We start from the raw sequence: 24,467 nt of genomic DNA, 5'->3' as shown, positions 1-24,467 counted from the left end.
CCCGCGGCAGCCGAGCGCATCGCCAGTCGCGGGACGACGCCGGCGGGTGGCGGCAGAAGCCCGCCGGCGGATCCTTTTCACGAGATCGCGTGGGCGTCCCCCGCCTGGGCGCGATGACGGCGACGCAGCGTCTCACAACTGCGGCCTCCCTGTTCGAGACTGGCCCCGCTCGCGAGAGCGGGGCCTCTTTTGGGGCGCCGGGGGGGGCAGGCTGATGGACGTCGAGCCGATCTTCCGCGGCGTGCGCGTCGGCGATCCGAAGCCGGCGAAGCGCCAGCCCGACGCCGTGATCGATGACGCGATCGCGCTCGACTTCGCGCAGCTGATCGCCGTCGGCGTCTCGGAAGAAGGCGGCTTCATGCTGCTGATGAACGGCCTGCCGCCCGAGCGGGCGGCCTGGCTGCTGCGCCTCGCGGCGCGGTCGCTGGAGGATCAGGCGTTCGGGGTGGGGCGATGACGGTGGATCCCTTTGCCGGCCACGCCCGGCATCGCTATCGCGTCATCCTTGCGGACCCACCCTGGCGTTTCGAGACACGGTCGCACCGGGGCCAGGGCAAGGGCGCGTCGCAGCATTACGACACCATGGCCACACCGGAGATCATGGCATTGCCGGTCACGGATCTCGCGGCGGACGACTGCACGCTGTTGATGTGGGGCTGCTGGCCGCATCTGCCCGACGCCCTGCGGGTCATCGAAGCCTGGGGCTTCACATACAAGACCTGCGGCTTCGTCTGGGTGAAGCAGAACCGATCGGCGGCGACGCTCTGGGCCGATCTCGACAAGTTGTTCATGGGCCTTGGCTATGGCACGCGCGGCAACAGCGAGTTCTGCCTGCGGGCCTCGCGGGGCGCGCCGAAGGTCAAGCCGGGGTCACGCGATGTCGAGCAATTGATCCTGGCGCCGCTGCGCGAGCATAGCCGCAAGCCCGACGAGCAATATCAGCGCATCGAGCGGCTCTATGACGGGCCCTATCTCGAGATGTTCGCGCGGGCGCGCCGCGAGGGCTGGGACGCCTGGGGCAACCAGGTCGGGAAGTTCGGGGAGCAGGCCGCATGACCCTCCTTCGCCAAGGCTTCGGAGGGCAGGCCCTCTCGATCGGCCCCGGCATCGTGCCGTTGTCGGCCGCCCTGCGCGCCGAGATCGAGGCGAGTGGCGTCACGCCAGCGCTGACCGACTGGATCCACAAGCTCGAGGCGACGCCGCCGGGCGGGCTGCTGGTTTATTGGGACAGCGCGGCCTCGATCCATGAGCAGGGCGACGGGCTGCTGGGGTTCTTCATGCGGCTGCAGATGATGCGCGCAGTGGCGCTGTTCCAGCGGCGCGGGCCTTCGGGGCATCTGGCCTATGTCGCGCTGCGGCGCGACGGCTGGGTCGAGCCCGAGGGCGGGGCGCGGCCGCGCGTGGCGATGCCGCCGGCGATGCCGGATTTGGCCGCGTCGCACAAGGGCCGCAAGCCGCTGGAGCATTTCACGCGCCGCCGCAGCTCGGCCGGCGCGCTCTCGTCGCGATAGACGCATAAGGGATTATGCTCCGGAGGGCCCGCCCTCCGAAGCCTTGGCGAAGGAGGGGATTCGCATGGGCAACGAAAGCGAGCTGTGGACCGAGGCGCGCATGGAGCTGCTGCGCCGGCTCTGGGGGCAGCGATACACGGCCTCGCAGATCGCCGCGACCATGGGCGTGACGCGCAACCAGGTCATCGGCAAGGCGCACCGCATGGGATTGGCGTCGCGGCCTTCGCCGATCATCCGCGCGCCGGCGGCGGGAGTGATTCCGCCGCGCGCCGCGCCCAAGCCATGTCCCCCGGATCCCGAAGGGCATAGGGGGATGATCCCGCCACCGGACCGCGATCCGGATGCGGCGTGGAACGGTCCGACCTCGCCGCCGCCCTTGCCGCGCGCGCCGATCCCCGTGCGGGCCGAGGCGCCGAAGCCGATGCCGGCGGCGCTGGTGGAGGGCCGGGGGCGCTGGCGCCCGCTGATCGAGGCGGGCCCGCGCGACTGCCGCTGGCCCCAGGGCGACCTGCGCGAGGGCACGCTGCGCTTCTGCTGCGCCGGCACCGAGCTCGGGCATGTCTATTGCGCCGAGCACGAGACGGCCGCGCGCGGGCGCGGGCTGGCCTCGCTCGAGCGGTACGATCCGGAGGCGAAAGCGGCATGATCCCCCTTCGCCAAGGCTCCGGGGGACAGGCGGTCCTGACCGAAGCCGAGCTCGACCGCGCGGTGCTGTTCTCGATCGAGACGGCCGAGCGGGCGCTCTCGACGGAACGGCTCTATGACATCCTGGCGCGGGCCGGCGCGCTGCCCGAGGAGCCGCTCGCGCGGCTCTATCCGTCCCACCCGCACCGGCTGGCGATCTGCCAGTCGATCGAGCGGCTGAAGCGGTCGGGCGCCCTCGAGCGCTGGGGCTTGCCCTGGCAGGCGCCGGGCGGTGCGGCCGAGGGGACGGCGTCGTGAGCGCGCCGGCGGATCTCGCCTGGCTTCGGGGCGTCGTGGCGCGCCTCGAGGGAAAAACTCGCGCCGCCAATCCCTATGGCGATCGTCATGAAGAGCCGCTGGCGCTGATCTGGCAGGGAGGCTGGCGCGGTCAGAGGCCAGCCGCAACTTTCCACGTGAAACAAGACGAGAGGCAACCCGCCTCGCTGCAACGGCCTTGCGACCCCACCGAGGCAATTCGCTCGGCCGGACCCGGGCGCGGCCATGGGTGGCTGGGACTTCGCAGTGAATGGGGCGCGGTCGAGCTCAACGCGCTCGATCTCATGGGCGATGCAGATTGGCCGACCGAGCGAATGGGCGTGGTCCTGCGGCGAACCGAGGCAGCGATCCGGACTCAATTGCATCGCAGGCGGCGGACAGGGGCGGCGGCATGAATCCTGGCGGCCCGAAACCTCCCTCGATCTGGACGCCGGCGCGCGAGGCCGAGCTGCGTCGTCTGGTGGCCGAGGGGCTCGGGGCGCCGGCGATCGCGCGGCGCCTGGGGGCGTCGCGTTCGGCCGTGCGCGGCAAATGCCTCCGGCTCGGGCTGAAGCGGGTGAAGCGGGGCTACTTCCGATGGACCCCCGCGATCGTGGCCCAGGTGCGCGAATGGGCGGCCTCGGGCGTGACGATGGAAGACACAGCGCGGCGTCTCGGGATCTCGGCCTCCGCTGTGCATAGCCGGGCCGTGGTGCGGGGGATCCGCTTCGATGAGCGGGCCTATCTGCCGGCCGACGATGCGCGGCTGCGCGTGTTGGCACGGACAGGGCTGAAGACGCGCGCGCTCGCCGCCGAGCTCGGGCGCAGCCAAGCCTCGATCCGCTGGCGGCTGCGGAAGCTGGGGCTGGGGCGAAGAAGCCGAATTCCGAAGCCGAAGGTGCTGCTGGCGACGGTGCGCGCCGATGCAGCGGCGATGGTGGCACCGGATCGGGCGCGATTGATGGCGGGGAAGGCGGCATGAGCGATTTGGACCTTGACGATTCCGACCTGGCCGAGCCGCCGGTCGATATCGCCGCCTACGCCTCCGACAAGATCGACCGCGCCTTCGTCGCCGGCGCCGGGGCGCATGGGCTGACGCGCGAGGCCTATGAGGCGGCGATGCGGGCCCATGAGCATCCGGCGGCGCTGGCGCGGCTTCGGGCCGCGCTGGGCGAGGGTTATCGCTTCCGGAACGGCGTCTATCCCGGGCTGGGCCGCTATCGCGCCGAGCGCGGCGGCTGCTGGGAGCCGGTCACCGATCGCGAGGACGGGGCGCTGTGCATTACGGTGCCGCTGCTCTGCTGGGAGGCCGGCCGAGCCTTGCGGGCCTGGGACATGCTGCTGATCGACGCCGAGGATCCGGCGCAGGTCGCAATCCGCGGCGGCCCACTGTCGATGCTGGGCGTCCATTTCGATCCGTGGCACCGGACCCCCGACGACGCGCCCTGGCGCGTGCGGCTCTGCCCGACGCCGATAGACTGGCTGGCCCAGGGCGGCTCGCCGCTCGATTGGGGCCTCGGCATGCCGCGCCAGGCGCTGTGGCCGGTCTGGGTCATGGACTGGGAGCATCCCGACGCGCAGGCGCTGCTGCTGCATTGCAGCCTGGTCTGCGCCGACGAGGCGCAGGGGCTCGAGATCGCGCGGCGGCAGAAGGCGGCGGCGCGGGCGCGCCATGCGGCGCATTGCCCGCCGGCGCCGGTGATCGAGATCGTCGACCACGCCGAGGCGGCATGACCGAACCACCAAAGACCAAGCCGCTCGACGAGAAGGCCTCGCGAGCGAAGGCAAAATCGACGGCGCGCGCCGAGAAGAATGCCGCGCGCCTGGCGTCGCTGGCCGGGCCGCCGGCGGATGGCGATCTGTTCGGCGGCGACCGCAAGCCGATCGAGGAGCTGCCGCGCAACGATGTCGGCAACGGGCAGCGGCTGCGGCGGCGCCATGGCGACGACGTGCGCTTCGTCGACCAGGCGGGCTGGTTCGTCTGGAACGGGCAATGCTGGGAGCGATCCGGCACCTCGAAGGATCCCGGGCATGAGATCGTGAAGAAGGCCCATGCCACGGCCGATGCGATCATGGAGGAGGCGCGGACCTTCGCCGAGCGCGCCGAGCATGAGACCGTCGCGGCGAAACAGGAGGCGCTGCTCGACCGGGCCGAGGCGCATCACAAGTTCGCCATCGCGTCGGGCAACCACAACAAGCTGCGCGGCATGCTGTCGGAGGCCGCCCCCTATCTCGGCATCAAGCCGACGGCGCTCGACGACGTGCCCTGGCTGTTCTCGATCGCCGACGGCACGGTCGAGCTCGGGCTCGAGGTCGCGAAGCGCGACCATGCGCGCGACGACCTGATCACGCATCTGTCGCCGGTGGTCTGGGATCCCAAGGCGAAATGCCCCAAATGGGAAAAGTTCATGGAGGAGGCGCTGCCGATCGTGGCGGTGCGCCGCTTCATCCAGCGCTGGGCCGGCTATTGCCTCACCGGGCTGACGCGCGAGCAGAAGGTGGTGCTGTTCTACGGGCTCGGCGCCAACGGCAAGAGCGTGTTCCTGAAGGTGCTGCAGCATGTGCTGGGCAATTACACGCTGACGGTCGGGATCGAGACCTTCCTCTATGCCGAGCGGCGCGCGGACGCCGCCTCGCCCGACTTGGCGCGGCTGCCGGGCGCGCGGCTGCTGGTGGCGAGCGAGCCCGAGCATGGGGCGCGGCTGTCGGAATCGGTGATCAAGACCGCGACCGGCGGCGAGAAGATCCTGGCGCGGCACCTGTTCGAGGGGCTGTTCGAGTTCACGCCCTGCTTCAAGCTGATCCTCTCGGCCAATGTGAAGCCGATCGTGCGCGGCCAGGACAACGGCATCTGGCGCCGGCTGCTGCTGGTGCTGTGGGGCGTGACCTTCGACGGCGTCAACGGGCCGGCGCCGAATCCGCATCTGGCCGACGAGCTGATCGACGAGGAGACGGCCGGGATCTTCAACTGGCTGCTGGCGGGGCTGGTCGACTATCTCGAGAACGGGCTGGCGGTGCCCGACGAGATCAAGGCGACAACAGAGGAATACCGCTCCGAGAGCGACACGGTGCGCGAGTTCATGACGAGCTGCACCGCGGCGGCGCCGGGCGAGCGCATCAACGCCACGGTGCTGTTCAAGACCTACTGCGCCTGGGCCGAGGAATCGGCCATGAAGCCGATCAGCCAGACCAGCTTCGGGCTGAAGCTGCGCGACATGGGCATCAAGGGCGAGATCGTCGGCAAGAAATCCTATCTCGACATCAAGCTGACCTGGCAGGCGCCGGCCAAGGGCAACGAGCCGCCGCCGGCGTCGAGCGAGGGCGAGTATGGAAATGGATAGTTGTGGAGGGTTGGAGGGTCGCGCGGGCTGACGCCTGGCGAGCGGAGGGCGCGGGGGCGAGGGCGGCAGCCCGACCGCTTCCGGAACTATCCAACCCTCCACAACTATCCATGAGGATTGCCAAGCCGGATCAACGCTCTTGGAGGGTTGGAGGGTTTGGAGGCTTTCTGCGGCCCTCGCATGTGAGGGAACGACACTTATAAGGGGTTTCTCTATGCGGCTTAGGGAAAACTATCCAACTATCCAAACTATCCAGAAGGGGTCTCGAAAGACTCTGCGGTCTCTCGACATCGAAGCCCTCCTGCACTGGACCTATCAGCGCCAGAAGGCCGACCTGGTCATTGATCGCGGGCAGGGGCTGCATCGGCTCGAGGCCGAGGCCGACGGCATCGAGATCCAGAGCCGCTCGGCCGACGGCTGCGCGCGCATCGCCGAGATCATCGCGCTCGGCGCCAAGATCGAGGGGCTGGGTCGGCCCGCCGGCGAGCTGCATCCGGATGCCGAGGCGGTGCATGAAGCGATCCTGGTGCGACGGAAGGATCGCGAGACGGGCAGGTCGCTGGCCCTGACGCCGCTGCAGCGCGGGCTGCTGCTGGTGCATGCGCGCCAGGGCGATCGGCCGGATTGGCTGCCGGGCGCGGTCCAGCGCTGGGAGCCGGTGCGCAAGGCCGATGGCAGCGTCAAGGTGGTCTGGGGCCGCGAGGGCCGGAAGGATCTGCCGAGCCATTGCGAGATCAGGCTCGCCATCTCGCAGGAGGAGATCGACCTCGCGCGCTGGGTCTATGGCCAGTGGTGGTCGGGCATGGCGTGGTTGCGCTGGTATCTCACCCAGCACAAGCTGCTGAAGGATCATGGCGCCACGGGCCCGGCCGTCGCGTCGGCACCGTGGAACTCGGCATCCGATTCGCGCGCGGCCGCTTGAATGCCGATGCCATCGCATGATTTAAGCGAGGCTTGACAAGGGTCGGGCGAAGGTATTGACATGCGTGCGGATGGTTGAATTGCGCCCGGCGGGAGATCCCCGACCGGGCGCTTTCCTTTTCCCCACAACCGAGGCTGCCATGTAATGCCGACGCGACCGCCGGTGCATCGTCCCCAGGGCGCCCGCACCGAGGCCCAACGCAAGGCCGACTATGACCAGCGCCGCGGCACGGCCCGCAAGCGTGGCTATGACAGCCGATGGGACAAAGCCCGCAAGGCCTACCTCGCGAAGCATCCGCTTTGCGTCAAGCATGAGGCGAAGGGCGAGACGGTCGCGGCCATCATCGTCGATCACATCATCCCGCACCGGGGTGACAAGGCCCTGTTCTGGGACAGCGACAACTGGCAGCCGCTCTGCAAGCCCTGCCACGACGCCAAGACCGCGACCGAGGACAGCGCGTTCGCGAACAGGGCCCCCCGTTCCTGACCAGCCCGCCCTGCACCCCGCGCATTAACGATTATGAACGCGAGGGGGTAGGGGGGTCGAATCTCTGGACCGACCCGCCTCCGGACCGCGCGAGCCATAGATTTTGCGGGGCCGCGGAATTCGGGAATCTTTTTTTGAGAGAAAGACATGCGCGGGCGTAGGGCTGAGCCGGCGGCGGTGCGGGCGGCGAAGGGGAATCCGGGGAAGCGCCGGCGGAAGACGATGGCTGATGTCGTCGAGGTCGCGGACCTCGAGGACGGGACGCCGCGGCATCTGAGCGAGAACGCGAAGAAGTTCTGGGCCCGCGTGGCGCCCGAGCTCACCCGCGTCAACATCGTCAAGAAGTCCGACCGTCAGGCGCTCGAGCGCTATTGCGAGACGCTGGCCGAGTGGTGGGCGATCGAGCTGCAGCTCCGGGGCAAGCCCCGCGTCTACTGGACCGACAGCGCGCATGGCCGCATGAAGCGGATCGAGCCGCTGATCCTGGTGCATCACCGCACCGCAAAGCTGCTGCTGGATTACGAGGACCGGCTCGGCCTCAACCCGGCGGCGCGCCAGAACATCCTGCGCGGCATGGCGGCCCAGGCGTCGCTGCCGCTGGACAACCCGAACGGAACGTCGAGCGATGGCGGCAAGACCGAAGGCGGCGAGCCGGCGGGCCCGGGCTCTCCGATCGGCCTCCTCGCTCACGCCCGAACCGACAGGCTCAACTGAGGAAGCACCACCGCCGTCTCAGCCCGACGAGCCGGATCCGCCGGCGCCGAACGGCGCCCCGGCGGGGTGCTGGTTCGACCGGAAGGCGGCCGACGCGGCCTGCGATTTCTTCCCGCGCTATCTGCGCCACACCGAGGGCGAATGGGCCGGCCAGCCCTTCACGCTCGCGGCCTGGCAGCGGCGCATCGTGCGGACCATCTTCGGCTGGAAGAAGGCCGACGGCACGCGGCTGATCCGCGTCGTCTATATCGAGATCCCGCGCAAGAACGGGAAGACCGAGTTCGCGGCGGGCCTGGCGCTGCTGCTGCTGCTGGGCGACGGCGAGTTCGGCGGCCAGGGCTATGCGATGGCGGCCGACAAGGACCAGGCCAAGATCGTCTTCAACAAGGCGTCGGTGATGGTCCAGTTCTCGGACCTGCTGATGCAGCATTGCGAGGCCTTCAAGACCTCGGTCTATTGCGCGCAGCTGATGGCGAGCTTCAAGCCGCTGTCGCGCATGCCGGGCACGAAGCAGGGCTTCTCGCCCAGCTTCGCGATCGGCGACGAGATCCATGTCTGGCCGACCGGAGAGCTCGCCGACGTGGTGCATAAGGGCACGGCCGCGCGCCAGCAGCCGCTGGAGGTCTATCTCACCACGGCCGGCATCAAGGGCGTCGGCTACGGGTGGGAGCTGCACGATCGCGCGCTGAAGATCCTCGAGGGCACGCTGGTCGACCCGACCTTCCTGCCGGTGATCTTCGCCGCGAACGACAATGACGACTGGCTCTCCGACGAGACGGTCGCGAAGGTCAACCCCAGCATCGGCATCTCGCCGAAGTGGGATTACATCCGGGCCGAGCGCGCCAAGGCGCAGGAGAGCCCGCGCCTCGAGAACGAGTTCAAGCGCTACCATCTCAACATCTGGACCGAGCAGGTCACGCGCTGGATCCCGATCGAGGCCTGGGATGCCTGCGCCGGCGAGATCGCATGGCAGGATCTGCCGGCGGCGATGAAGGGCCGCCGCTGCTTCGCCGCGGTCGACCTGTCGGCGAAGGTCGATCTTTCGGCGAGGGTGCTGGCTTTCCCGCCGGAGACGATCGGCGGGCTCTGGCATCTGGTGCCGCGGCTCTACCTGCCGAAGCAGCGGGTCGAGAACGCCGAGAAGCGGGACCGGCTTCCTTACCGCGAGTGGGAGCGGATGGGCGCGCTGGTGCTAACGCCCGGCGACGTGATCGATTACGGCTATATCGAGCAGCAGCTCATGGCCGATGCGGCTGAGTTTCAGCTCGTCGAGACCGGCTTCGACCCCTGGAACGCGATGCAGTTCGCGGTGCGGATGCAGGGCGAGGGCCTGGTGATGAAGGAGTTCCGGCAGGGCTACGGCTCGATGTCGGAACCCTCCAAGCAGTTCGAGGCCGAGATCCTGGCCGGCCGCCTTCGCCATGGCGGCCATCCGGTGCTGCGCGAGATGGTCAAGGCGGTATCGGTCGCGACCGATCCCGCCGGCAACATCAAGCCGGACAAGAGCGCGGCGACGCTGCGCATCGACGGCGTGGTGGCGTCGATCATGGGCATGGGACTGGCGATGGTCGCGCCGCCGGCGGAACCCGACATCAACGATGTGATCATGGCCCGCGGCGGCCTGGCGGCGTAGGAGCGAGCGATGGGCCTGCTGCGCCGAATCATGGAGGTCTTCGAGTACCGCTCGACGGTGACGCCGGGCGTGCCGCCTCGGGATCCGGTTATTGCCGAATGGTGGGGCCAAAGCAGCATGACGGCTTCCGGCGTATCGGTGACACCCGACAGCGCCATGCGGGTCACCGCGGTCTATCGGTGCGTCAAGGTACTGGCGGAAACGCTGGCCACGATGCCGCTCCTGATCTGGGAGCGCAATGACAACGGCAAGCGGCGGGCGATCGAGCATCCGCTCTATCCGTTGCTGCATGGCAAGCCGAACGAGCGGCAGACGGCATTCGAGTTCATCGAGATGATGGCCGCACATACGGTTCTGCGCGGCGACAGCTTCGCGCGAATCATCGAGCGTGGCGACGGAGCGACCGCGGCCCTCATTCCCCTTCACCCCGATCGCGTGCAGCCCGTCCCTATGGATGACGGGAAGATCAGCTACAAGTACCGCGATCAGAACAACGTCACGGTTACGCTTCAGTCCCGCGAAGTCCTGCGGCTGCCGGGCCTCAGCCTCGATGGCGGCGTCAATGCATTGTCGCCGATCGGCTACCACCGCGAGACGGTCGGCCTGTCGGTCGCGGCCCGCGAGTACCTGGCGCGGTTCTACTCGAACAATGCGGCGCCGAAGTTCGGCATCAAGCTGGCACCCATCCTGAAGGAGGACGCGAAGACCGCGCTGATCGAGAGCTGGGAGAAGCGTCATCGCGGCGTCGAGAACCAGCACAAGCTGGCGATCTTCGATGGCGGCATGGAGCCCTTCCAGCTTGGGCTGTCGAACGATGATGCGCAATATCTCGAGCTGCAGCAGTTCAGCGTGACCGATATCTGCCGGATCTTCGGCGTGCCACCGCACAAGGTCATGGATCTGTCGAAGGCGACCTTCTCGAACATCGAGCACCAGGCGCTCGAGTTCGTCACCGATACCGTGCTGCCCTGGGTGCGTCGCTTCGAGGATCGACTCAACCTCTCGCTGCTCAGCCCGCCGGACCAGGCTCGGTTCTTCATCGGCTTCGAGATGAAGGGGCTGCTGCGCGGGGACAGCGCGGCGCGCGCGGCGCTCTATGACGTGCTCTTTCGCACGGCCTCGATCTCGCCCAACCAGATCGCCGCGGCGGAGGACATGGACGGCTATGAAGGCGGCGATACCCGATACATCCCTCTCACCATGGCGCCGGCGGACAAGATCCTCGACGTGCTGTTGAAGGATGCCGGCCAGAAGCAATCCCGCGAGAACAGGGAATCCGCGACATGAGCATCGAAGAGATCGAACGGCGGTTCTTCGTCGCCGAGGAACTCGAGGTCGAGAAGCGCGCCGACGGCAAGCCCGTGCTGCGCGGACATGCGGCCGTGTTCAACAAGCTGTCGGAGAATCTGGGCGGCTTCCGCGAGCAGGTCGCGCCCGGCGCCTTCCTGGAGACGATCCAGAAAGACGACATCCGGGCGCTGTTCAATCACGATCCGAACTTCGTCCTGGGCCGCAATCGGTCCAAGACCTTGACCTTGAGCGAAGACGCGCGCGGGCTGGCGATCGAGATCGAGATGCCCGACACCCAGACCATCCGCGACCTGGTGGTGGCGCCGATCCAGCGGCGCGACGTGAGCCAGATGTCCTTTGGCTTCGCGGTGCGCGCCGGCGGGCAGGACTGGGGAGACGACGGCAAGGGCAACATGATCCGTACGCTCAAGCAGGTGCGGCTGTTCGATGTGAGCCCGGTGACCTTCCCGGCCTATCCGCAAACCGACATTGCCGTGCGGTCCCTGACCGAATGGAAGGCGGAATTGCAGCGCCAGGCGGCGGCAGCGACGATGCCGAACCTGCGGGCCATGCGCCAGCGCCACGCCGAGATCTGATTCAAATTCCCGTCGCCGGAGGGTGACGGCAACAGGGTCGCCATGGGGCGGCCCTTTTTCATTGGAGGATGACGATGTCCGATCGCCTGAAGGCCCTCCGCGAGAAGCGGGGCAAGATTGTCAAGGAAATGCGCGAGATCCTCGAAGCGCCCGAGAAGGAGAAGCGGGACGCCACCACCGAGGAGACGCAGAAGCACAGCACGCTGTTCGCCGATCAGGACAAGCTGCGTGTGCAGATCGAGGCCGAGGAGCGCCAGGTCGAGCTCGACCGCGAGATGGCGTCGAAGGCCGGCGAGACCGAGGCCGAGAAGCGCGCTCGCGAAGCGGCGGCCGGTGGCCAGGGCGGCGGCGATACCATCGAAGCCCGGCAGATGAAGGCTTACCGAAAATTCCTGGTCGGTGGGCTGCGGAGCCTCAATGACGAGGAGCAACGCTCGCTCAATGCCGGCTCCAATCCCGATGGCGGCTACACGATCGCGCCGCCGGCCTGGATGGCCACGCTGATCAAGAACGTCGACAACGCGGTCATCATGCGCCAGCGCGGCACCGTGTTGCCGGCGCTGACGAAGTCCGAGAGCCTTGGCGTGCCGACGCTCGACGCCGATCCGGACGATGCCGACTGGACGGTCGAGCTGTCGACCGGCAACGAAGACACCGCGATGAAGTTCGGTAAGCGCGAGCTGGCGCCGAATCCCATGGCGAAGCGGATCAAGATCAGCAAGAAGCTCCTCCGGATCTCGTCCCTGCCGATCGAGCAGATCGTCAGCGACCGTCTGGCCTACAAGTTCGCGGTGACCCAGGAAAAGGCCTACCTGACCGGCGATGGCGTCAAGAAGCCGCTCGGCGTGTTCACGGCCTCGAACGACGGCATTCCGACCGGCCGCGACGTCTCGACCGGAAACGATGCCACCCAGATCAAGTTCGACGGTCTGATCGAGGCTAAGTTCGCGGTCAAGGGTCAGTACTGGAACAAGGCGTCCTGGCTGTTTCACCGCGATGGCGTGAAGCAGATCACGAAGCTGAAGGACGGCGAAGGCCAGTATATCTGGCGGCAATCGGTGCGCGAGGGCGAACCGGACATGCTGCTGGGCCGGCCGCTCGATATGAGCGAGTACGCGCCCAACACCTTCACCAGCGGGCTCTATGTCGGCATGTTCGGCGACTTCTCCTGGTACTGGATTGTCGATGCCCTCGACATGCAGGTCCAGCGCCTGGTCGAGCTCTACGCCGAATCCAACCAGGACGGCATCATCGGTCGCTATGAGGGCGATGGCATGCCGGTGCTGGCCGAGGCCTTCGCCCGCGTGAAGCTGGGCTGATCGCCGATCTCCCGATCGCAACCTTCTAGAGAGCCCGGCGGCCCGCGTGCCGCCGGCGCCGGAGGAACTCGACATGGATATCCATAACGACATCAAGGTGAGCCGCGCGATCAGCCCGGCCGCCGCGGTGACCGACAACACGGCTTTTGTGAGCGAAATTCTCGACACCGCGAATTTCGCGGCCAACGAGCTGCTGATCGCGACAGGGTCCCTCGCGGATGCCGGCGCCACCTTCACAGTGTTGCTGGAAGAGAGTGCCGCCGATGACATGAGCGGCGCAAATTCTGTCGCCGATGCCGACCTAATCGGCACCGAGGCGGCTGCCAGCTTCGATCAGGACGATGACGACTCGACCTTCAAGCTGGGCTACCGCGGCAACAAGCGGTACATCCGCGCCACGATCACGCCGGCCGGCAATGCCGGTAATGCGTTCATCGCGGCGATGTGGGTGCAGATGAACGGCAGGACCGCACCGCAGGCCTAATCGCCGAACCCCAGCCAGCATTGATCTGGCTGGGGTTCATTCCTGGGCGTGGCAGTTTCCAAGGGAGGGCCCGATGGCCGATCCGACTTTTCAACCGAAAGTCTATCTTACGAGTGGCGGCGACAAGCAGGTCGTCGCCAGCGGCGGCGAGATCGATGTCGAGACCGGCGGCGCACTCAAGATCGCGGGCACCGATAGGACGGCGGCCTTGGCGACGGCACCGGCCGGTGTTGTCGCGGGCTATAAAATCGCCCGCGGATCGTCGGCGCTCGACGGCTCCAATCCGACCACCATCGCGACAGGATTGGCCACGATCGTGGCCGCCGTGGCCACACTCAAGGGCACGTCGGCGCCGGGCGACAATACCTCGGTGCTCACCGTCAATTATGCGGGCAGCGACGGCAATCTGGATATCTACGCCTGGAAGAACACGAGCGGCAGCGATCCGACGCTGGTGGCCTCGACCGGGACCGAGAACTTCGATTGGATCGCGATCGGAACCTGAGCGATGCGCGTTCGCATGAAGACGACGATGGCGGGTCCTGCCGGTGTTTGGCTGGCGGGGTCCGATGTCGATCTGCCGCCGGCGGCGGCTTACGCGCTGATCGAAGGCCGGTTCGCGGACCAGGTCGACCAACCCGGCACCGAGGAGCAAGCCATGCTTTCGGCGCCCGAGACGACAGCCCGCCGGCGCCGCCGGCCGTCACCTGGCAAATAGGAGGCCGCCTTGACCATTCGTGGTGAAGTCAATCTGCCGCGCGACACTGTCACGGCAACAGTCGCGAACGGAGAGAGTCTGTCGGATGTGGTCGATCTCGGGGGCATGTCACTCACCGGCATCGTCATGCCCGCCGATTGGGATGCGGCCGACCTGACCTTCCAGGCGAGCCCGACGGGCGTCGGCGCCAGCTTCGCCGATCTCTATGATGCGGCGGGCACCGAGATCACGGTGTCGGCGGCGGCCAGCATCGCGATCGCGATCGAGCCGGCGGCGTGGGCGGGCCTGCGGTATCTGAAGATCCGGTCGGGCACGTCCGGGTCGCCGGTCAACCAGGGCGCCGACCGCGCGCTGGTGCTGCTGGTGCGGCCGGTCTGATGGGGCGGCTGCTGACATTGCTGTCGTCGGGCGCGGGCGGAGGCGCTGCCGCTTCTGGCCTGCTGTCCTTTAGCGAGCCGCCAGCGCCCGGCGATCAGGTCACGCTCGACGACCAGACCTACACCTACGTCGAATATCTAACCGAGACCGGCGCGAAGGCGGCGGCCGTCCTGACTTTTTCCAGCAGCGATCCGCCTGCCGATGGCGACACCTTCTCCTTCAACGGAACGACCTATACCTACGTGTCGGGCGCGTTCACGGCTCCGAACCAGATCGCGGTGACGGCGAACGCTGGCACGGCGATGAACATCTTCGCGGGCTTTTGGAACAATGGCAGCTTCGTCGGCAGCCAGATCTCCGAAGGGTCGACGCGGGATACGAATTTCTCGGCGGCCGTGGCGACCGATCCGGACGTCACGCTCACCCTGCGGGCCAAGGATGCCGGTACGGCCGCGAACGGTCTCGCCGTCGCGAGTACCATCGGCAACGCAGCTTGGAACGACACCGCGACCGCCGGCGGCGCCGATCCGGGCGATGCGGTGCCGAACGAGCTGCTGATCTCGCCGACGCCGGAGGATTGCGGCTATGCGTTCGCCGCCGCGATCGGAGTCGATTTCGGCGAGGAAGGCAACGTAATCGGCACGGGCACTGCTGCGCCAACAGCTGCGCAGCTCGACGAAAGCAATTACGACAGCGGCGCGGCCGAGGTGCCGGTCATCGCGCGCGCCGCTGGCGCCGCCGGCAACAATATCGTGACGACGGCGACCGGCTCGGCCCTGTCGTGGGGCGACACGCATCTGACGGGCGGGGCATAACCAATGGGCTTGACCCTCATCACCGCCGCCACGGTTCCGGTCTTGGACACGGCCGCGGCCAAGGCGCATCTGCGCGTCGAGTTCGCCGACGACGACGTCACGATCGATGCGCTGGTCGCGGCAGCGACCGAAACGATCGAGGGCATGACGGGCCGCGCCTTCCTCCAGCAGACCTGGCGCTTGACGCTCGATGCCTTCCCGGCTTGCCGCGATCCGGTCATCCGGCTGCCGCGGCCGCCGCTGATCTCGGTCGACAGCGTCAAGTATGTCGACGCGGACGGCACGCTGCAGACGCTCGACCCCGCGCTCTACCAGGTCGATGCCAATTCGACGCCGGCGCGCCTGGCGCCCGCCTATGGCCAGGTCTGGCCCTGCGCGCGCTGCGAGCTGGGCGCGGTGCGGATCGAATACAAGGCGGGCTACGGCACCACGGCGGACAAGGTGCGGCCGACGCTCGTTTCCGCCGTCAAGCTGCAACTCGGCCATCTCTATGAGAACCGCGAGGCCGTCAATATCGGCAATATCGTCACCACCATGCCGATCGGGGTCGAGAGCCTGGTCTATCTGAACAAGGTCTGGTGATGCCGCGCATCGGGCAGCTTCGCGAGACGGTCGAGATCCAGGCCTCCTCGCGGGGGCCGACGGATTCGGGCGGGCAGCTCGAGACCTGGGCGCTGGCGCATCGCTGCCGGGCGCGGGTCGAGCCGCTGACCGGGGCCGAACGGCTCGAGGCCGAGCAGCTGGTCGCGGCGCAGGGCTACCGGGTGACGATCCGCCGGCCGCCCTCGATCGAGATCAAGACGACGCACCGGATTCTCTGGTCCGGGCGCGTGCTGACGATCGCGGCGGTGCAGAATTTGGACGAGCGGGGGCGGTTTCTCGCGATCCTGGCCGACGACCAGGGCCTGGCGTAAGGCCCTCCCCCTACCCCCTCCCGCAAGGGAAGGGGGTGAGAAAGAAGAGAGATGGCGTCGCGGTTCGACGGGGTCAACAAGCTGCGGCGGATCCTGAAGCGGTTGCCGGACGAGGCGGCCGAGCCGATCAAGACCGAGATCCGGCGGGCCGGACAGACGCTGCTGTTCGAAATGGGCGCGCGGGTGCCGCGGCGCACGGGGCTGCTGGCGCGCTCGCTGCGCTACCTGATCACGGCCCGCGGCTTCCTGCTGCGGGCCGGCGTGATCGGGGCCAAGGCGCGGCGGCTGGCCTTCTATGCGCGGTGGGTCGAATTCGGGACGAAGCCGCATTCGCTGAAGCAGGGCGCGCGCCTGGCCCGCAGGGGCCGCAGCGCGGCGCTGCAGTCGCAAGGGGCCCGGCATCCCGGGACCAAGCCGCAGCCCTTCGTGCTGCCGGCCTACAAGGCCCAGAAGGCCGAGATCGTGGCGCGGATCGGCGCGGCGATCCGGCTGGCATTGCAAAAGGTGGCCCGTGGCTGACGCCGGATTGCCGCTGCAGAAGGCGCTCTATGCGCTTCTGACCGAGATGCTGGCGCCGATCCCGGTCTATGACGACGTGCCGCCGGACACGCCGACGACCTATGTCACGATCGGCGACGTGGTCTCCGGCGATGACGGCGACAAGACCGCGCAGGGCCAGGAGCATGTGGCCGCCATCTTCGTCTGGTCGAAGGGCGGCACCCGCGGCCGCGAGGCGGTCAAGACGGTGCTGGCGTCGATCCACGACGCGCTGCACGAGCAGGAAGCGGCGCTCGAGATCGAGGGCCATACCACGGTCATGGTGATCTGCGAGGCCAGCGACAGCGTGCGCGGGGCCGACCCGGCGCTGTGGCAGGGGATAGCGCGGTACAGGATTTTGACGGAGAGCGTGTAGCAATCCCTCCCCGCAGTGCCGGTGAAGGCCCTGCGGGCCCCCACCCTAACCCCTCCCGCAGGGGGAGGGGGCGTGATGTTTTTCGAGGAGAACGACGATGACTGCCTTGACCGTCCAGAACATGAGCGATGCCGGCCTCGAAGTGGTGCCGGTGGCCGCGGCGGCGTCGCAGACGATGCCGAATCCGAGCGACCAGCGGAACTTACTCTATGTGAAGAACGGCGACGGGTCCGATCACGACATCACGATCACGGCGCAGAAGACCTCGAAGGTGGTGCCGGGCATCGGCACCATGACCAAGGCCGACAAGGTGGTGACGGTGACGGCCGGCGAGTTCCGCCTGATCGGGCCGTTCCCCGTGGGCGCCTACAACAACGAGAACGGCGAGGTCGAACTCGCCTGGTCGGCGACGACCTCGATGACGGTCGCCGCGGTGCGGCTGCCGACGCTGGATTGAGATTCTTTCCGATCGCTTCGCTCTGATTTCAAGCTTCGACCTCGCTCGCATCTCGCGGCGGGCTTCATTGGCATGCAACCCTGAGATAAAGGAGACGCCCCATGGGCAAGGAAGTCGGCCGCAAGGTGCTGGTCAAGATCGGCGACGGCGGCGGCAGCGAGGTCTTCACGACGCTCGCCGGCCAGAAGGATGCGACGCTCACGATGCAGGCGGGCGAGATCGACATGTCGGACAAGGCGTCGGGCGTCTGGGGCGAGACAGTCTCGGGCGACCTGTCGATGTCGGTCCAGGTCTCGGGCAACTGCAACTGGCCCGACACCACGGGCTTGAAGCGCGTCATGGACGCCTTCGTCGTTCCCGAGCAGATCAACGCGCAGCTGATCCTCAACGATACCGGGGATTACTGGCAGGCGGCCTTCGCGATCACGCAATGCAACATCGCGGGGCCGAAGGACAATCCGACGAGTTATGACATCACGCTCAAGGCCGCGGCGCAGCCGGTCTTCACCGCGGGCTGATAGAAGATGACCGACAAGATCGCCAATCCGGAGCGGGGCGAGGTCGCGATCACGCTCGACGGCCGGCGTTTCGTCATGCGGCCGGACTTCGAGCATCTGGTCGAGATGGAGGTCCGGACCGGCGTCGGCCTGGTCGAGCTGACCCGGCGCATCGCGTCCGGCAAATATGGCGTGCGCGACATGGCGGCGATCGTCACCGCCGGGCTCAAGGGCGCCGGCGAGGAACGGGCGGACTTCGCCAAGGTCGGCGCGATGATCCTCGCCGACGGGCTCACCTCGCTGGTGGATCCGGTCAACCAGTTCCTGATCAACGCGATCACGGGCGGCAAGACGCCGAGCGGAGACGACAGCTCGGGGGAAGCGGACGCGGCGAGCGGTCAGAGCTGATTCCGTTTCGCCGCTATCTGGGCATCGCCACCGGCGCGTTGGGCTGGAGGCCCGCCGACTTCTGGGCTGCCACGCCGCATGAGTTTTTCGCGGCGCTGGACGGCCATGCCGCGGCGAACGGCAGGGGCGACAAGGGCGAATCCGAGGCCGAGTTCGCCTCCTTCAAGGCCAAGCTGGAAGCCAAAGGCTTGGCATGACACCGGACAGACAGGAATCCCCAATGGCGATCCGAGAGCTGGACACCGAGACGCTGGCCCGCGCCGCGAAGGATTATGCGGCCTGGTTCCTGCGCGACGAAGGCCGCATGAACCGCGACTGGGTCATGCTGCAATTCTACAATTTCACCTACAAGGACGAGTTCGACTTCCTCGCGGCCGAAATCCGCCAGCATCTGGGGCCGGCCGCGCTGGCGGATTTCGACGATCGCATCGCGAAGCTGCGCGCCGATCACCCGCGCAGCGACGAGGTCTTCCACCGGCTGCTGGAAGAGAAGCGGCCGGCCGGCTACATGCCGAAGGAGGGCTAGACCATGACGACCGCGACCCGGATATCGAATGCCGCGGCCAAGGCCGCCTGCGATGCCATTGTCGGTCTGCTCGATGCCGGCGCCGGCGCCGCCACGGCCAAGCTCTACACCACGGCCCAGGCGACCGATCCGGACACCGCGATCGGCGCGCAGACGCTGCTGGGCACGCTGACCTTCTCGGACCCGGCCTTCGGCGCGGCCGCCGACGCCAATCCCGGCGGTCGTGCGACGGCCAGCGCCATCACCGACGACAGCTCGGCCGACGCGACCGGCACGGCGGCCTGGTTCCGCTGCGCCGACAGCAATGGTGTCGCCGTGATCGACGGCAGCGTCGGCACCTCGGGCGCCGACATGAACCTCAATACCGTCGCGATCGTGGCGGGGGCCGCGATCTCGATCACGAGTTGGACCGTCACGATGCCGGAGCAGTGATGGGGCCGGAGCAGTAAGCGCAGAAGGACGGGAGCCGGCCATGCTCTGGACGCCCGGCAATTCGTTCAACTGGCGGACTGATAATTTCGGCTCGACCTATACTGATGCCGGGCTCGGCACGAGCGTTCCAGGCAGCGGCGTCGCCAATACCAAAGGCGCCAACACCGCGCTGCTCGCCGGCATCGCCGAGGATTGCTATGGCATTGCCATTTGCTTTTCTGGCCTGAGTAGCAGCGCCGGAATCCGGCGGTCAATAGTCGATCTTCTGATCGACCCGGCTGCGGGTGCCGGCAATGCAGGTTCGTCCTGGTCTGTCGCGATTGCCAATCTCTATTGTAATAACCCCGCCTTTACCCTGGGGGCGACAGGACAGCGGTACTATTTTCCCCTGTTCCTCAAAGCCGGCACCGCCATCGGGGCGGCGCTGCAAGATGTGGCAGCGACAGCGGCGGCCGCTCGCGTATGCGTTAGATGTTTCGGCAAACCGACACGTCCCGAATTATTGCGAGTCGGCACCAAAGTCCAGACCTTGGGAGCGACGACGGCATCCACAACCGGCGTTGCCGTCACGCCCGGCACCAGCGCCAAGGGCTCCTACTCGGCTACCCTCGGCACGACCAGCTTCGATGCCTGGTGGTGGCAGCTTGGAATCGGCAGCAACGATTCATCGATGACGGCGAACAGCTATCTTTGGGACATCGCCGTCAATGCGACGAACAAGATCATCGTCGCTCAGGATATTGGTTACGGCGTCGTCGGGACCGTCGAGCAGGCATGGAAGGACGCCATGGGATGCTGTCCGCCGATGTATGATGTTGCGTCGGGACAGGACGTCTATGTTCGCGCCGCCGCCGCCGCAGCACCGGACAGCAGCATGGATGCCATCGTCTATGCGTTGGGAGGCTGACAGTGGCGATCAGTGAAGCCTTTGCCGGCTCCGCGACGATCTCGGGCACGGAAACGTCGCTGACGACCAACACGGCTGGCCCCGATGTCGAAACCAGCGACGGTGTGTTTCAGACCTTCATCGACCTGAACGCGATGGCGACCGGCGACGAGTTCCAGATCAAGGCTTACGAGAAGGTCCAGTCGAGCGATACGCAGCGCGTCGTCTACCAGTCGAATCCGGTCGGCCCGCAATCGCCGCCTATCTTCGTCATGCCGTCCCTGGTCTTGATCAACGGCTGGGATATTACGCTTAAAAAGATCGCCGGCACCGACCGCACCATTACCTGGTCGATCCGTAAGGTGGGCTGATGTCCTGGCTCTTCCAGCCCCTCGCGCCGGCCGCTGAGGCATCGGCGGGGGGCGGAAACGCCACGGGCACCGCCGATCAATCCCTGCCCCGGCTGGGACAGGCCGCCGCCGGCACCGAGAAAATCTCGGGCAGCGCGACGCAGACACTTATCAGGCTCGCGCAATCCGTCGCGGCCAGCACGACCAGCCTCGCCGCCGGCACGGTCGCGCAGACGCTGATCCCTCTCGGCCAAGCCGCATCGGCGCTGGAGACGATCAAGGGCACAACCGCCCAGACGTTCACGGCGCTGGCCCAGGCCGCGGCAGCGGTCGAGAGGATCATCGGCTCGGCGGTCCAGAGCCTGCCGGTCCTGGCGCAGGCGGTCGCGGCCAAGGAAACGGCCTTCGGCGCCGCGGCGCAGACCGTCGGCATTCTGGTCCAGGCCGCCGCGGCGGTTCAGCGCGTCGCCGGAACAGCAGCCCAGATCCTGACGGGGCTGGGGCAGGCTGCGGCCGGGGTCGAGCGCATCGCGGGCGCGGCGGCGCAGAGCGTCCCGCGGCTGGCGCAGGCCGCGGGCGCCCTCGAATGGATCGCGGGCACGGTGGCGGCGGTGCTGCCGAAAACCAGCCAGGCCGCGGCCGGGATGCAGACGATCGGCGGCACGGCGGCGCAGATCCTGGCGCGGCTGGGCCAGGCGGTGGCCGGCGGACTGGTGGACCTGGTCACGGCGATCGGATTCACGGCAGCGAAGCGGCTGAAGGTCGCGGCGAGCCCGCGGGTGCTGGCGGTCGAGGCCGGGACGCCGGTGCTGAAGGTCGGGTCGAGCCCCGGGCATGTCGAGGTGCCGGGCAGTGCGTCGGTCGTCAAGCTGCGCGGCGGGACCGTCGTCCGGTCGCGCTAGAACCAAAGGGCTGCCATGGCCGATTTCGAGAAGACCGCTTACGAGGACCGGATCTTCGGCTTCGATTTCGGCGCCAAGATGCTGCGCAGCGCCAAGCTGGTCAGCATCGAGGCGGTCGTGATCGCGCGGCAGAGCGGCGTGGATGTCGAGCCGCTGACGGAATCGGAGCGCGCGGTCTCGAACAAGCGCGCGCAGGCGAAGTTCTCCGGCGGCGATGCCGGGGCCAGCTACACGATCACGGTGAAGGTTACCGACAGCGACGGCCAGAAGCTGGAAGGCGAAGCCATGCTGGACGTGGTGGAACTCTAACTAGGCCTGGGGCAACGGCCGCCCCACCAACCCCATTGCCCCAGGCGAAGAGGACTTGATGGCGTCGCAGCAGGAAGTCGCCGACCTTCTCGTCCGGATCGAGGCCTCGACCTCGGCGCTGCGGCTCGAGCTCAACAAGGCCGATACCGCCGTCGGGCAGACGCAGCGGACGATCCAGCAGAAGCTGTCCGGCATCGATTCGGCCTTCAACAAGCTGGGCTCGGGCCTCAAGGGCGCGCTGCTGGCGGCGATTCCAGCGGTCACGCTGGCGGGACTGGCCAACCTGGTACGGTCCTCGCTCGAGGCGGCCGGCGGGCTCGGCGAGCTCGCGCAGCAGCTCGGCATCTCGACCGACCTGCTGCAGACGCTGCAATATGCCGGGACGCAAGCCGGGGTCTCGGTCGAGGAGATCAACACCGGCGTCGCCCGGCTGACCAAGACCATCGGCGACGCCTCGGAAGGCAACAAGACCGCGATCGACCGCTTCAATGCGCTCGGGGTCTCGATCCTCGACAGCGCCGGCAACCTGCGCTCGACCGATGCGATCCTGCGCGACGTGGCCGATGCGCTCGCCCGAATCCAGGATCCGGCGAAGCGGGCGGCGGCCGAGGTCGACCTGTTCGGCAAGGCCGGCCAGAAGCTCGACACCATCTTCGCCAGCGGCTCGGCCGCGATCGACGATTTCCGCAAGGCGGCCGAGGCCGCCGGCGACGTGCTGACGAAGGACCAGATCGACGCCGCCGACAAGGCGGCCGACAAGATCGCCGCGCTCGAATTCCAATATAAGAAGCTGGCGCAGACGCTCTCGATCGACCTGGCGCCGGCGATCACCTCGGTGCTGGGCGGGCTCGATGACCTGCTGCACGACCGGCCGATCCCGGCCTGGATGCAGATCATCCTGCGGCTGAATCCCGCGACCAACACCGTGCTGACGCTCAAGGATCTCCTCGACGCTGGGCCGATCGATCAACAGATTTCGGAGACCGAAAAGAAGCTCGCCGATCTGCAGCAGAAAATGCGCGACGCGCTGACCCTGCCGGAAGGCACGGTTTCGGAAGGCGCTTTTGCCGATCTGCAACAACAGATCGACGCGACGACGGCAAAGCTACAGAATCTGCGGGATATCGCCCGCCCCGCGTCGAGTTTCGAGAAGCCGGGCCATGGCGGCCGCACGATCGCGACCCTGGACGCCGCGGGCGGCGGCAGCAACCCGCTGCCAACCTCGACCGGCGTCGACAAGGTCCAGAAGACCGCCGCCGCGCTCGAGCTGCAGATCGCCAATCTCGGGCGGTCGTCGCGCGAACAGGCGATCTATAACGCGGTGACCCAGGCCGGCGTCGATATCGACACGGCCGCCGGGCAGAAGATCGCGGCGCTGGCCGACACGCTCTTCACGCTGACGTCGGCGCGCGAGCGGCAGACGGCGACAATCCAGGCCTCGACGGCGGCCGCCGTGGCCGAGGAAGAGGCACAGCGCCAGGCGAACGAGCGGGGCCAGCGGCTGATCGCGCAGCGCCAGCAGGTCACGACCTCGATCGAGCAGGAGATCGCGGACAACAAGCTGCTGATCGCGGCCAAGGGCGAGAGCAACGAGGCCTACCAAAAAGAGGCTCTGTTCCTCGACCTGGTCAACCGCTACCGGGCGACCGGGCTGCCGCTGACCGACGACGAGGTCGAGAAGGCGCGCACGCTGTCCGACACGCTCTATGAGCAGCAGAAGGCGCTGGGCGACAACAACGAGCTGGCCAACCAGCTCGGGCAGACCTTCTCCTCGGCGTTCGAGGATGCGGTGGTCAGCGGCAGCAGCCTGAGCGACGTGCTGCAGGGGCTGCTGCAGGACCTGGAGCGCATCGCGCTGCGGGCGGCGACCCAGCCGATCTTCAACGCGATCTTCTCGAGCCTGTCGAGCCTGGCGCTGACGGCGCTGGCCGATGGCGGCGTGATGACGGGGCGGGGGCCGGTGCCGCTGCGGCGCTACAGCAGCGGCGGTGTCGCCCGGACGGCCCAGCTTGCCCTGCATGGCGAGGGCTCGACGCCCGAGGCCTATGTGCCGCTGCCAGACGGGCGCTCGATCCCGGTCATGCTGCGGGGCGCGGGCGGCGGGGGCAGCAGCCAGACCGTCGTCATCAACCAGGAGATCAACGTCAATGGCGGCGGCGGAACGCCGGCGCAGAACACCGACCTGGCCGAGAAGCTGGGCGCCGAGCTGAAGCGGCAGATGCAGGTGGTCGCGGCGCAGGAGATCCGCACGGCGATGCGGCCGGGTGGAATGCTCAACACGGGGATGTAGTGTATTTCCGCCGGCTCGATGCCGCCCGCCAACCCATCTCGCCGGCGTAAGGAAGAACCATGGCGCGTCCCACCTTTTCCCCGCCGAAAGCCGAGGATCGGCCCTCGGCCAAGAGCGTCGAGCCGCGGCGGATCGTCAACGAGTTCGGCGACGGCTATACCCAGCGCAGCGGCGACGGGCTCAACACCATGCCGCAGATGCGCGACGTGTCCTGGTCGGCCCTGACGTCGGACCAGGCCGACGAGATCGAGGCCTTCTTCGAGGCGCGCACCGGCACTGACGACGCCTTCGACTGGACGCCGTCCGGCGAAGGTTCGGCCCGCGTCTTCATCGTCATGAAGTGGGCCCGCTCCGGCCGCCAGGACAGCGGGCGGCATGAGGGCGTGCAGGCGTCGTTCAAAGAAGTCTTCGATCTCTGAGATAACCCCTCCCCCTAC

General features: G+C 67.7%; 37 protein-coding genes. All 37 read left to right on the top strand.

The window, feature by feature from the left end:
- Positions 1–214: 214 nt before the first annotated feature.
- The 37 genes from FRZ44_RS19055 (at position 215) to FRZ44_RS18880 (ending at position 24,449) form a co-directional block, all read left to right on the top strand.
- On the top strand, positions 215–457 hold the full coding sequence (locus tag FRZ44_RS19055) for a hypothetical protein (RefSeq protein ID WP_151178671.1): 243 nt from the start codon (positions 215–217) through the stop codon (positions 455–457).
- Positions 454–1,056 carry an MT-A70 family methyltransferase gene (locus FRZ44_RS19050; RefSeq protein WP_151178670.1) on the top strand — a complete coding sequence of 201 codons (603 nt, stop codon included), beginning with the start codon at positions 454–456 and terminating at the stop codon, positions 1,054–1,056. The genes FRZ44_RS19055 and FRZ44_RS19050 overlap by 4 nt, the downstream gene beginning before the upstream one ends.
- Entirely contained in the window at positions 1,053–1,511 is a 459-nt protein-coding gene (locus tag FRZ44_RS27095; RefSeq protein ID WP_191908194.1) for a hypothetical protein, read from the top strand. Before FRZ44_RS19050 ends, FRZ44_RS27095 begins: the two co-directional genes overlap by 4 nt.
- Before the next feature lie 64 nt (positions 1,512–1,575).
- Positions 1,576–2,157 carry a GcrA family cell cycle regulator gene (locus FRZ44_RS19045; RefSeq protein WP_191908193.1) on the top strand — a complete coding sequence of 194 codons (582 nt, stop codon included), beginning with the start codon at positions 1,576–1,578 and terminating at the stop codon, positions 2,155–2,157.
- On the top strand, positions 2,154–2,453 hold the full coding sequence (locus FRZ44_RS19040; RefSeq protein WP_151178668.1) for a hypothetical protein: 300 nt from the start codon (positions 2,154–2,156) through the stop codon (positions 2,451–2,453). Before FRZ44_RS19045 ends, FRZ44_RS19040 begins: the two co-directional genes overlap by 4 nt.
- On the top strand, positions 2,450–2,866 hold the full coding sequence (locus FRZ44_RS19035; protein WP_151178667.1) for a hypothetical protein: 417 nt from the start codon (positions 2,450–2,452) through the stop codon (positions 2,864–2,866). Before FRZ44_RS19040 ends, FRZ44_RS19035 begins: the two co-directional genes overlap by 4 nt.
- Positions 2,863–3,432, top strand: coding sequence for a GcrA family cell cycle regulator (locus FRZ44_RS19030; RefSeq protein ID WP_151178666.1), 570 nt, complete (start codon positions 2,863–2,865; stop codon positions 3,430–3,432). Before FRZ44_RS19035 ends, FRZ44_RS19030 begins: the two co-directional genes overlap by 4 nt.
- On the top strand, positions 3,429–4,184 hold the full coding sequence (locus FRZ44_RS19025) for a hypothetical protein (RefSeq protein WP_151178665.1): 756 nt from the start codon (positions 3,429–3,431) through the stop codon (positions 4,182–4,184). Before FRZ44_RS19030 ends, FRZ44_RS19025 begins: the two co-directional genes overlap by 4 nt.
- Positions 4,181–5,791: a DNA primase family protein gene (locus FRZ44_RS19020; protein ID WP_151178664.1), complete on the top strand. Its 1,611-nt coding sequence runs from the start codon at positions 4,181–4,183 to the stop codon at positions 5,789–5,791. The genes FRZ44_RS19025 and FRZ44_RS19020 overlap by 4 nt, the downstream gene beginning before the upstream one ends.
- Positions 5,792–6,005: 214 nt before the next feature.
- Complete coding sequence (locus tag FRZ44_RS19015) at positions 6,006–6,713, top strand: hypothetical protein (protein WP_151178663.1); 708 nt, start codon at positions 6,006–6,008, stop codon at positions 6,711–6,713.
- Between the two features lie 144 nt (positions 6,714–6,857).
- The gene (locus FRZ44_RS19010; RefSeq protein WP_151178662.1) at positions 6,858–7,199 is read left to right on the top strand and encodes an HNH endonuclease signature motif containing protein; all 342 of its coding nucleotides are present in this window, start codon (positions 6,858–6,860) and stop codon (positions 7,197–7,199) included.
- Positions 7,200–7,421: 222 nt separating this feature from the next.
- A complete protein-coding gene (locus tag FRZ44_RS19005) occupies positions 7,422–7,913 on the top strand; it encodes a phage terminase small subunit P27 family (RefSeq protein ID WP_191908192.1) in 492 nt (163 codons plus the stop codon).
- Positions 7,825–9,546 carry a terminase large subunit gene (locus FRZ44_RS19000; RefSeq protein WP_151178660.1) on the top strand — a complete coding sequence of 574 codons (1,722 nt, stop codon included), beginning with the start codon at positions 7,825–7,827 and terminating at the stop codon, positions 9,544–9,546. Before FRZ44_RS19005 ends, FRZ44_RS19000 begins: the two co-directional genes overlap by 89 nt.
- Positions 9,547–9,555: 9 nt before the next feature.
- Positions 9,556–10,833, top strand: a complete 1,278-nt coding sequence (locus FRZ44_RS18995) for a phage portal protein (RefSeq protein ID WP_151178659.1) — start codon at positions 9,556–9,558, stop codon at positions 10,831–10,833.
- Positions 10,830–11,432, top strand: a complete 603-nt coding sequence (locus tag FRZ44_RS18990) for an HK97 family phage prohead protease (protein WP_151178658.1) — start codon at positions 10,830–10,832, stop codon at positions 11,430–11,432. The genes FRZ44_RS18995 and FRZ44_RS18990 overlap by 4 nt, the downstream gene beginning before the upstream one ends.
- Before the next feature lie 74 nt (positions 11,433–11,506).
- Complete coding sequence (locus tag FRZ44_RS18985) at positions 11,507–12,751, top strand: phage major capsid protein (RefSeq protein WP_191908191.1); 1,245 nt, start codon at positions 11,507–11,509, stop codon at positions 12,749–12,751.
- Between the two features lie 46 nt (positions 12,752–12,797).
- The gene (locus tag FRZ44_RS18980) at positions 12,798–13,235 is read left to right on the top strand and encodes a hypothetical protein (protein ID WP_225308342.1); all 438 of its coding nucleotides are present in this window, start codon (positions 12,798–12,800) and stop codon (positions 13,233–13,235) included.
- 73 nt (positions 13,236–13,308) lie between these two features.
- Entirely contained in the window at positions 13,309–13,740 is a 432-nt protein-coding gene (locus tag FRZ44_RS18975; protein WP_151178656.1) for a hypothetical protein, read from the top strand.
- A gap of 3 nt (positions 13,741–13,743) precedes the next feature.
- Positions 13,744–13,953 (top strand): hypothetical protein, encoded by a 210-nt coding sequence (locus tag FRZ44_RS18970; RefSeq protein ID WP_191908190.1) that lies wholly within the window; start codon positions 13,744–13,746, stop codon positions 13,951–13,953.
- Between the two features lie 9 nt (positions 13,954–13,962).
- Entirely contained in the window at positions 13,963–14,331 is a 369-nt protein-coding gene (locus FRZ44_RS18965) for a hypothetical protein (RefSeq protein WP_151178654.1), read from the top strand.
- The gene (locus FRZ44_RS18960; RefSeq protein ID WP_151178653.1) at positions 14,331–15,146 is read left to right on the top strand and encodes a hypothetical protein; all 816 of its coding nucleotides are present in this window, start codon (positions 14,331–14,333) and stop codon (positions 15,144–15,146) included. The genes FRZ44_RS18965 and FRZ44_RS18960 overlap by 1 nt, the downstream gene beginning before the upstream one ends.
- 3 nt (positions 15,147–15,149) lie before the next feature.
- Positions 15,150–15,728, top strand: a complete 579-nt coding sequence (locus tag FRZ44_RS18955) for a head-tail connector protein (protein ID WP_151178652.1) — start codon at positions 15,150–15,152, stop codon at positions 15,726–15,728.
- On the top strand, positions 15,728–16,060 hold the full coding sequence (locus FRZ44_RS18950; protein WP_151178651.1) for a phage head closure protein: 333 nt from the start codon (positions 15,728–15,730) through the stop codon (positions 16,058–16,060). Before FRZ44_RS18955 ends, FRZ44_RS18950 begins: the two co-directional genes overlap by 1 nt.
- A 51-nt stretch (positions 16,061–16,111) precedes the next feature.
- Complete coding sequence (locus tag FRZ44_RS18945) at positions 16,112–16,579, top strand: HK97-gp10 family putative phage morphogenesis protein (protein ID WP_151178650.1); 468 nt, start codon at positions 16,112–16,114, stop codon at positions 16,577–16,579.
- A complete protein-coding gene (locus tag FRZ44_RS18940; RefSeq protein WP_151178649.1) occupies positions 16,572–16,973 on the top strand; it encodes a DUF3168 domain-containing protein in 402 nt (133 codons plus the stop codon). The genes FRZ44_RS18945 and FRZ44_RS18940 overlap by 8 nt, the downstream gene beginning before the upstream one ends.
- 97 nt (positions 16,974–17,070) lie before the next feature.
- Complete coding sequence (locus FRZ44_RS18935; protein WP_151178648.1) at positions 17,071–17,430, top strand: hypothetical protein; 360 nt, start codon at positions 17,071–17,073, stop codon at positions 17,428–17,430.
- A gap of 101 nt (positions 17,431–17,531) precedes the next feature.
- Entirely contained in the window at positions 17,532–17,948 is a 417-nt protein-coding gene (locus FRZ44_RS18930; protein ID WP_151178647.1) for a phage tail tube protein, read from the top strand.
- A 6-nt stretch (positions 17,949–17,954) separates the two neighbouring features.
- Positions 17,955–18,335, top strand: a complete 381-nt coding sequence (locus tag FRZ44_RS18925) for a gene transfer agent family protein (RefSeq protein ID WP_151178646.1) — start codon at positions 17,955–17,957, stop codon at positions 18,333–18,335.
- Positions 18,336–18,373: 38 nt separating this feature from the next.
- Entirely contained in the window at positions 18,374–18,532 is a 159-nt protein-coding gene (locus tag FRZ44_RS18920; RefSeq protein ID WP_407657996.1) for a phage tail assembly chaperone, read from the top strand.
- Positions 18,533–18,555: 23 nt separating this feature from the next.
- Entirely contained in the window at positions 18,556–18,861 is a 306-nt protein-coding gene (locus tag FRZ44_RS18915) for a hypothetical protein (RefSeq protein WP_151178644.1), read from the top strand.
- Between the two features lie 3 nt (positions 18,862–18,864).
- Positions 18,865–19,293, top strand: a complete 429-nt coding sequence (locus FRZ44_RS18910; protein ID WP_151178643.1) for a hypothetical protein — start codon at positions 18,865–18,867, stop codon at positions 19,291–19,293.
- A 40-nt stretch (positions 19,294–19,333) separates the two neighbouring features.
- The gene (locus tag FRZ44_RS18905; RefSeq protein ID WP_151178642.1) at positions 19,334–20,200 is read left to right on the top strand and encodes a hypothetical protein; all 867 of its coding nucleotides are present in this window, start codon (positions 19,334–19,336) and stop codon (positions 20,198–20,200) included.
- Between the two features lie 2 nt (positions 20,201–20,202).
- Positions 20,203–20,550, top strand: a complete 348-nt coding sequence (locus FRZ44_RS18900; protein WP_151178641.1) for a hypothetical protein — start codon at positions 20,203–20,205, stop codon at positions 20,548–20,550.
- Positions 20,550–21,431: a hypothetical protein gene (locus FRZ44_RS18895; protein WP_151178640.1), complete on the top strand. Its 882-nt coding sequence runs from the start codon at positions 20,550–20,552 to the stop codon at positions 21,429–21,431. Before FRZ44_RS18900 ends, FRZ44_RS18895 begins: the two co-directional genes overlap by 1 nt.
- Before the next feature lie 15 nt (positions 21,432–21,446).
- Positions 21,447–21,740, top strand: a complete 294-nt coding sequence (locus tag FRZ44_RS18890) for a phage fiber-tail adaptor protein (RefSeq protein WP_151178639.1) — start codon at positions 21,447–21,449, stop codon at positions 21,738–21,740.
- A 58-nt stretch (positions 21,741–21,798) separates the two neighbouring features.
- The gene (locus FRZ44_RS18885; protein ID WP_151178638.1) at positions 21,799–24,030 is read left to right on the top strand and encodes a phage tail tape measure protein; all 2,232 of its coding nucleotides are present in this window, start codon (positions 21,799–21,801) and stop codon (positions 24,028–24,030) included.
- A 59-nt stretch (positions 24,031–24,089) separates the two neighbouring features.
- Positions 24,090–24,449, top strand: coding sequence for a phage tail protein (locus FRZ44_RS18880; RefSeq protein ID WP_151178637.1), 360 nt, complete (start codon positions 24,090–24,092; stop codon positions 24,447–24,449).
- Positions 24,450–24,467 lie beyond the last annotated feature (18 nt).

The organism is Hypericibacter terrae, from assembly GCF_008728855.1.
In the GTDB taxonomy this organism is placed as follows: Bacteria; Pseudomonadota; Alphaproteobacteria; order Dongiales; family Dongiaceae; genus Hypericibacter; species Hypericibacter terrae.
This window is presented reverse-complemented; position numbering and strand designations above follow the sequence as displayed.

Excerpts from the sequence above, each read along its gene's own strand:
- FRZ44_RS19055 (WP_151178671.1), top strand. The coding sequence starts at position 215 with ATGGACGTCGAGCCGATCTTCCGCGGCGTGCGCGTCGGCGATCCGAAG.
- FRZ44_RS19050 (WP_151178670.1), top strand. The coding sequence starts at position 454 with ATGACGGTGGATCCCTTTGCCGGCCACGCCCGGCATCGCTATCGCGTC.
- FRZ44_RS27095 (WP_191908194.1), top strand. The coding sequence starts at position 1,053 with ATGACCCTCCTTCGCCAAGGCTTCGGAGGGCAGGCCCTCTCGATCGGC.
- FRZ44_RS19045 (WP_191908193.1), top strand. The coding sequence starts at position 1,576 with ATGGGCAACGAAAGCGAGCTGTGGACCGAGGCGCGCATGGAGCTGCTG.
- FRZ44_RS19040 (WP_151178668.1), top strand. The coding sequence starts at position 2,154 with ATGATCCCCCTTCGCCAAGGCTCCGGGGGACAGGCGGTCCTGACCGAA.
- FRZ44_RS19030 (WP_151178666.1), top strand. The coding sequence starts at position 2,863 with ATGAATCCTGGCGGCCCGAAACCTCCCTCGATCTGGACGCCGGCGCGC.
- FRZ44_RS19025 (WP_151178665.1), top strand. The coding sequence starts at position 3,429 with ATGAGCGATTTGGACCTTGACGATTCCGACCTGGCCGAGCCGCCGGTC.
- FRZ44_RS19020 (WP_151178664.1), top strand. The coding sequence starts at position 4,181 with ATGACCGAACCACCAAAGACCAAGCCGCTCGACGAGAAGGCCTCGCGA.
- FRZ44_RS19015 (WP_151178663.1), top strand. The coding sequence starts at position 6,006 with ATGCGGCTTAGGGAAAACTATCCAACTATCCAAACTATCCAGAAGGGG.
- FRZ44_RS19010 (WP_151178662.1), top strand. The coding sequence starts at position 6,858 with ATGCCGACGCGACCGCCGGTGCATCGTCCCCAGGGCGCCCGCACCGAG.
- FRZ44_RS19005 (WP_191908192.1), top strand. The coding sequence starts at position 7,422 with ATGGCTGATGTCGTCGAGGTCGCGGACCTCGAGGACGGGACGCCGCGG.
- FRZ44_RS19000 (WP_151178660.1), top strand. The coding sequence starts at position 7,825 with ATGGCGGCAAGACCGAAGGCGGCGAGCCGGCGGGCCCGGGCTCTCCGA.
- FRZ44_RS18995 (WP_151178659.1), top strand. The coding sequence starts at position 9,556 with ATGGGCCTGCTGCGCCGAATCATGGAGGTCTTCGAGTACCGCTCGACG.
- FRZ44_RS18990 (WP_151178658.1), top strand. The coding sequence starts at position 10,830 with ATGAGCATCGAAGAGATCGAACGGCGGTTCTTCGTCGCCGAGGAACTC.
- FRZ44_RS18985 (WP_191908191.1), top strand. The coding sequence starts at position 11,507 with ATGTCCGATCGCCTGAAGGCCCTCCGCGAGAAGCGGGGCAAGATTGTC.
- FRZ44_RS18975 (WP_151178656.1), top strand. The coding sequence starts at position 13,309 with ATGGCCGATCCGACTTTTCAACCGAAAGTCTATCTTACGAGTGGCGGC.
- FRZ44_RS18970 (WP_191908190.1), top strand. The coding sequence starts at position 13,744 with ATGCGCGTTCGCATGAAGACGACGATGGCGGGTCCTGCCGGTGTTTGG.
- FRZ44_RS18960 (WP_151178653.1), top strand. The coding sequence starts at position 14,331 with ATGGGGCGGCTGCTGACATTGCTGTCGTCGGGCGCGGGCGGAGGCGCT.
- FRZ44_RS18955 (WP_151178652.1), top strand. The coding sequence starts at position 15,150 with ATGGGCTTGACCCTCATCACCGCCGCCACGGTTCCGGTCTTGGACACG.
- FRZ44_RS18950 (WP_151178651.1), top strand. The coding sequence starts at position 15,728 with ATGCCGCGCATCGGGCAGCTTCGCGAGACGGTCGAGATCCAGGCCTCC.
- FRZ44_RS18945 (WP_151178650.1), top strand. The coding sequence starts at position 16,112 with ATGGCGTCGCGGTTCGACGGGGTCAACAAGCTGCGGCGGATCCTGAAG.
- FRZ44_RS18935 (WP_151178648.1), top strand. The coding sequence starts at position 17,071 with ATGACTGCCTTGACCGTCCAGAACATGAGCGATGCCGGCCTCGAAGTG.
- FRZ44_RS18930 (WP_151178647.1), top strand. The coding sequence starts at position 17,532 with ATGGGCAAGGAAGTCGGCCGCAAGGTGCTGGTCAAGATCGGCGACGGC.
- FRZ44_RS18925 (WP_151178646.1), top strand. The coding sequence starts at position 17,955 with ATGACCGACAAGATCGCCAATCCGGAGCGGGGCGAGGTCGCGATCACG.
- FRZ44_RS18915 (WP_151178644.1), top strand. The coding sequence starts at position 18,556 with ATGGCGATCCGAGAGCTGGACACCGAGACGCTGGCCCGCGCCGCGAAG.
- FRZ44_RS18910 (WP_151178643.1), top strand. The coding sequence starts at position 18,865 with ATGACGACCGCGACCCGGATATCGAATGCCGCGGCCAAGGCCGCCTGC.
- FRZ44_RS18905 (WP_151178642.1), top strand. The coding sequence starts at position 19,334 with ATGCTCTGGACGCCCGGCAATTCGTTCAACTGGCGGACTGATAATTTC.
- FRZ44_RS18895 (WP_151178640.1), top strand. The coding sequence starts at position 20,550 with ATGTCCTGGCTCTTCCAGCCCCTCGCGCCGGCCGCTGAGGCATCGGCG.
- FRZ44_RS18890 (WP_151178639.1), top strand. The coding sequence starts at position 21,447 with ATGGCCGATTTCGAGAAGACCGCTTACGAGGACCGGATCTTCGGCTTC.
- FRZ44_RS18885 (WP_151178638.1), top strand. The coding sequence starts at position 21,799 with ATGGCGTCGCAGCAGGAAGTCGCCGACCTTCTCGTCCGGATCGAGGCC.
- FRZ44_RS18880 (WP_151178637.1), top strand. The coding sequence starts at position 24,090 with ATGGCGCGTCCCACCTTTTCCCCGCCGAAAGCCGAGGATCGGCCCTCG.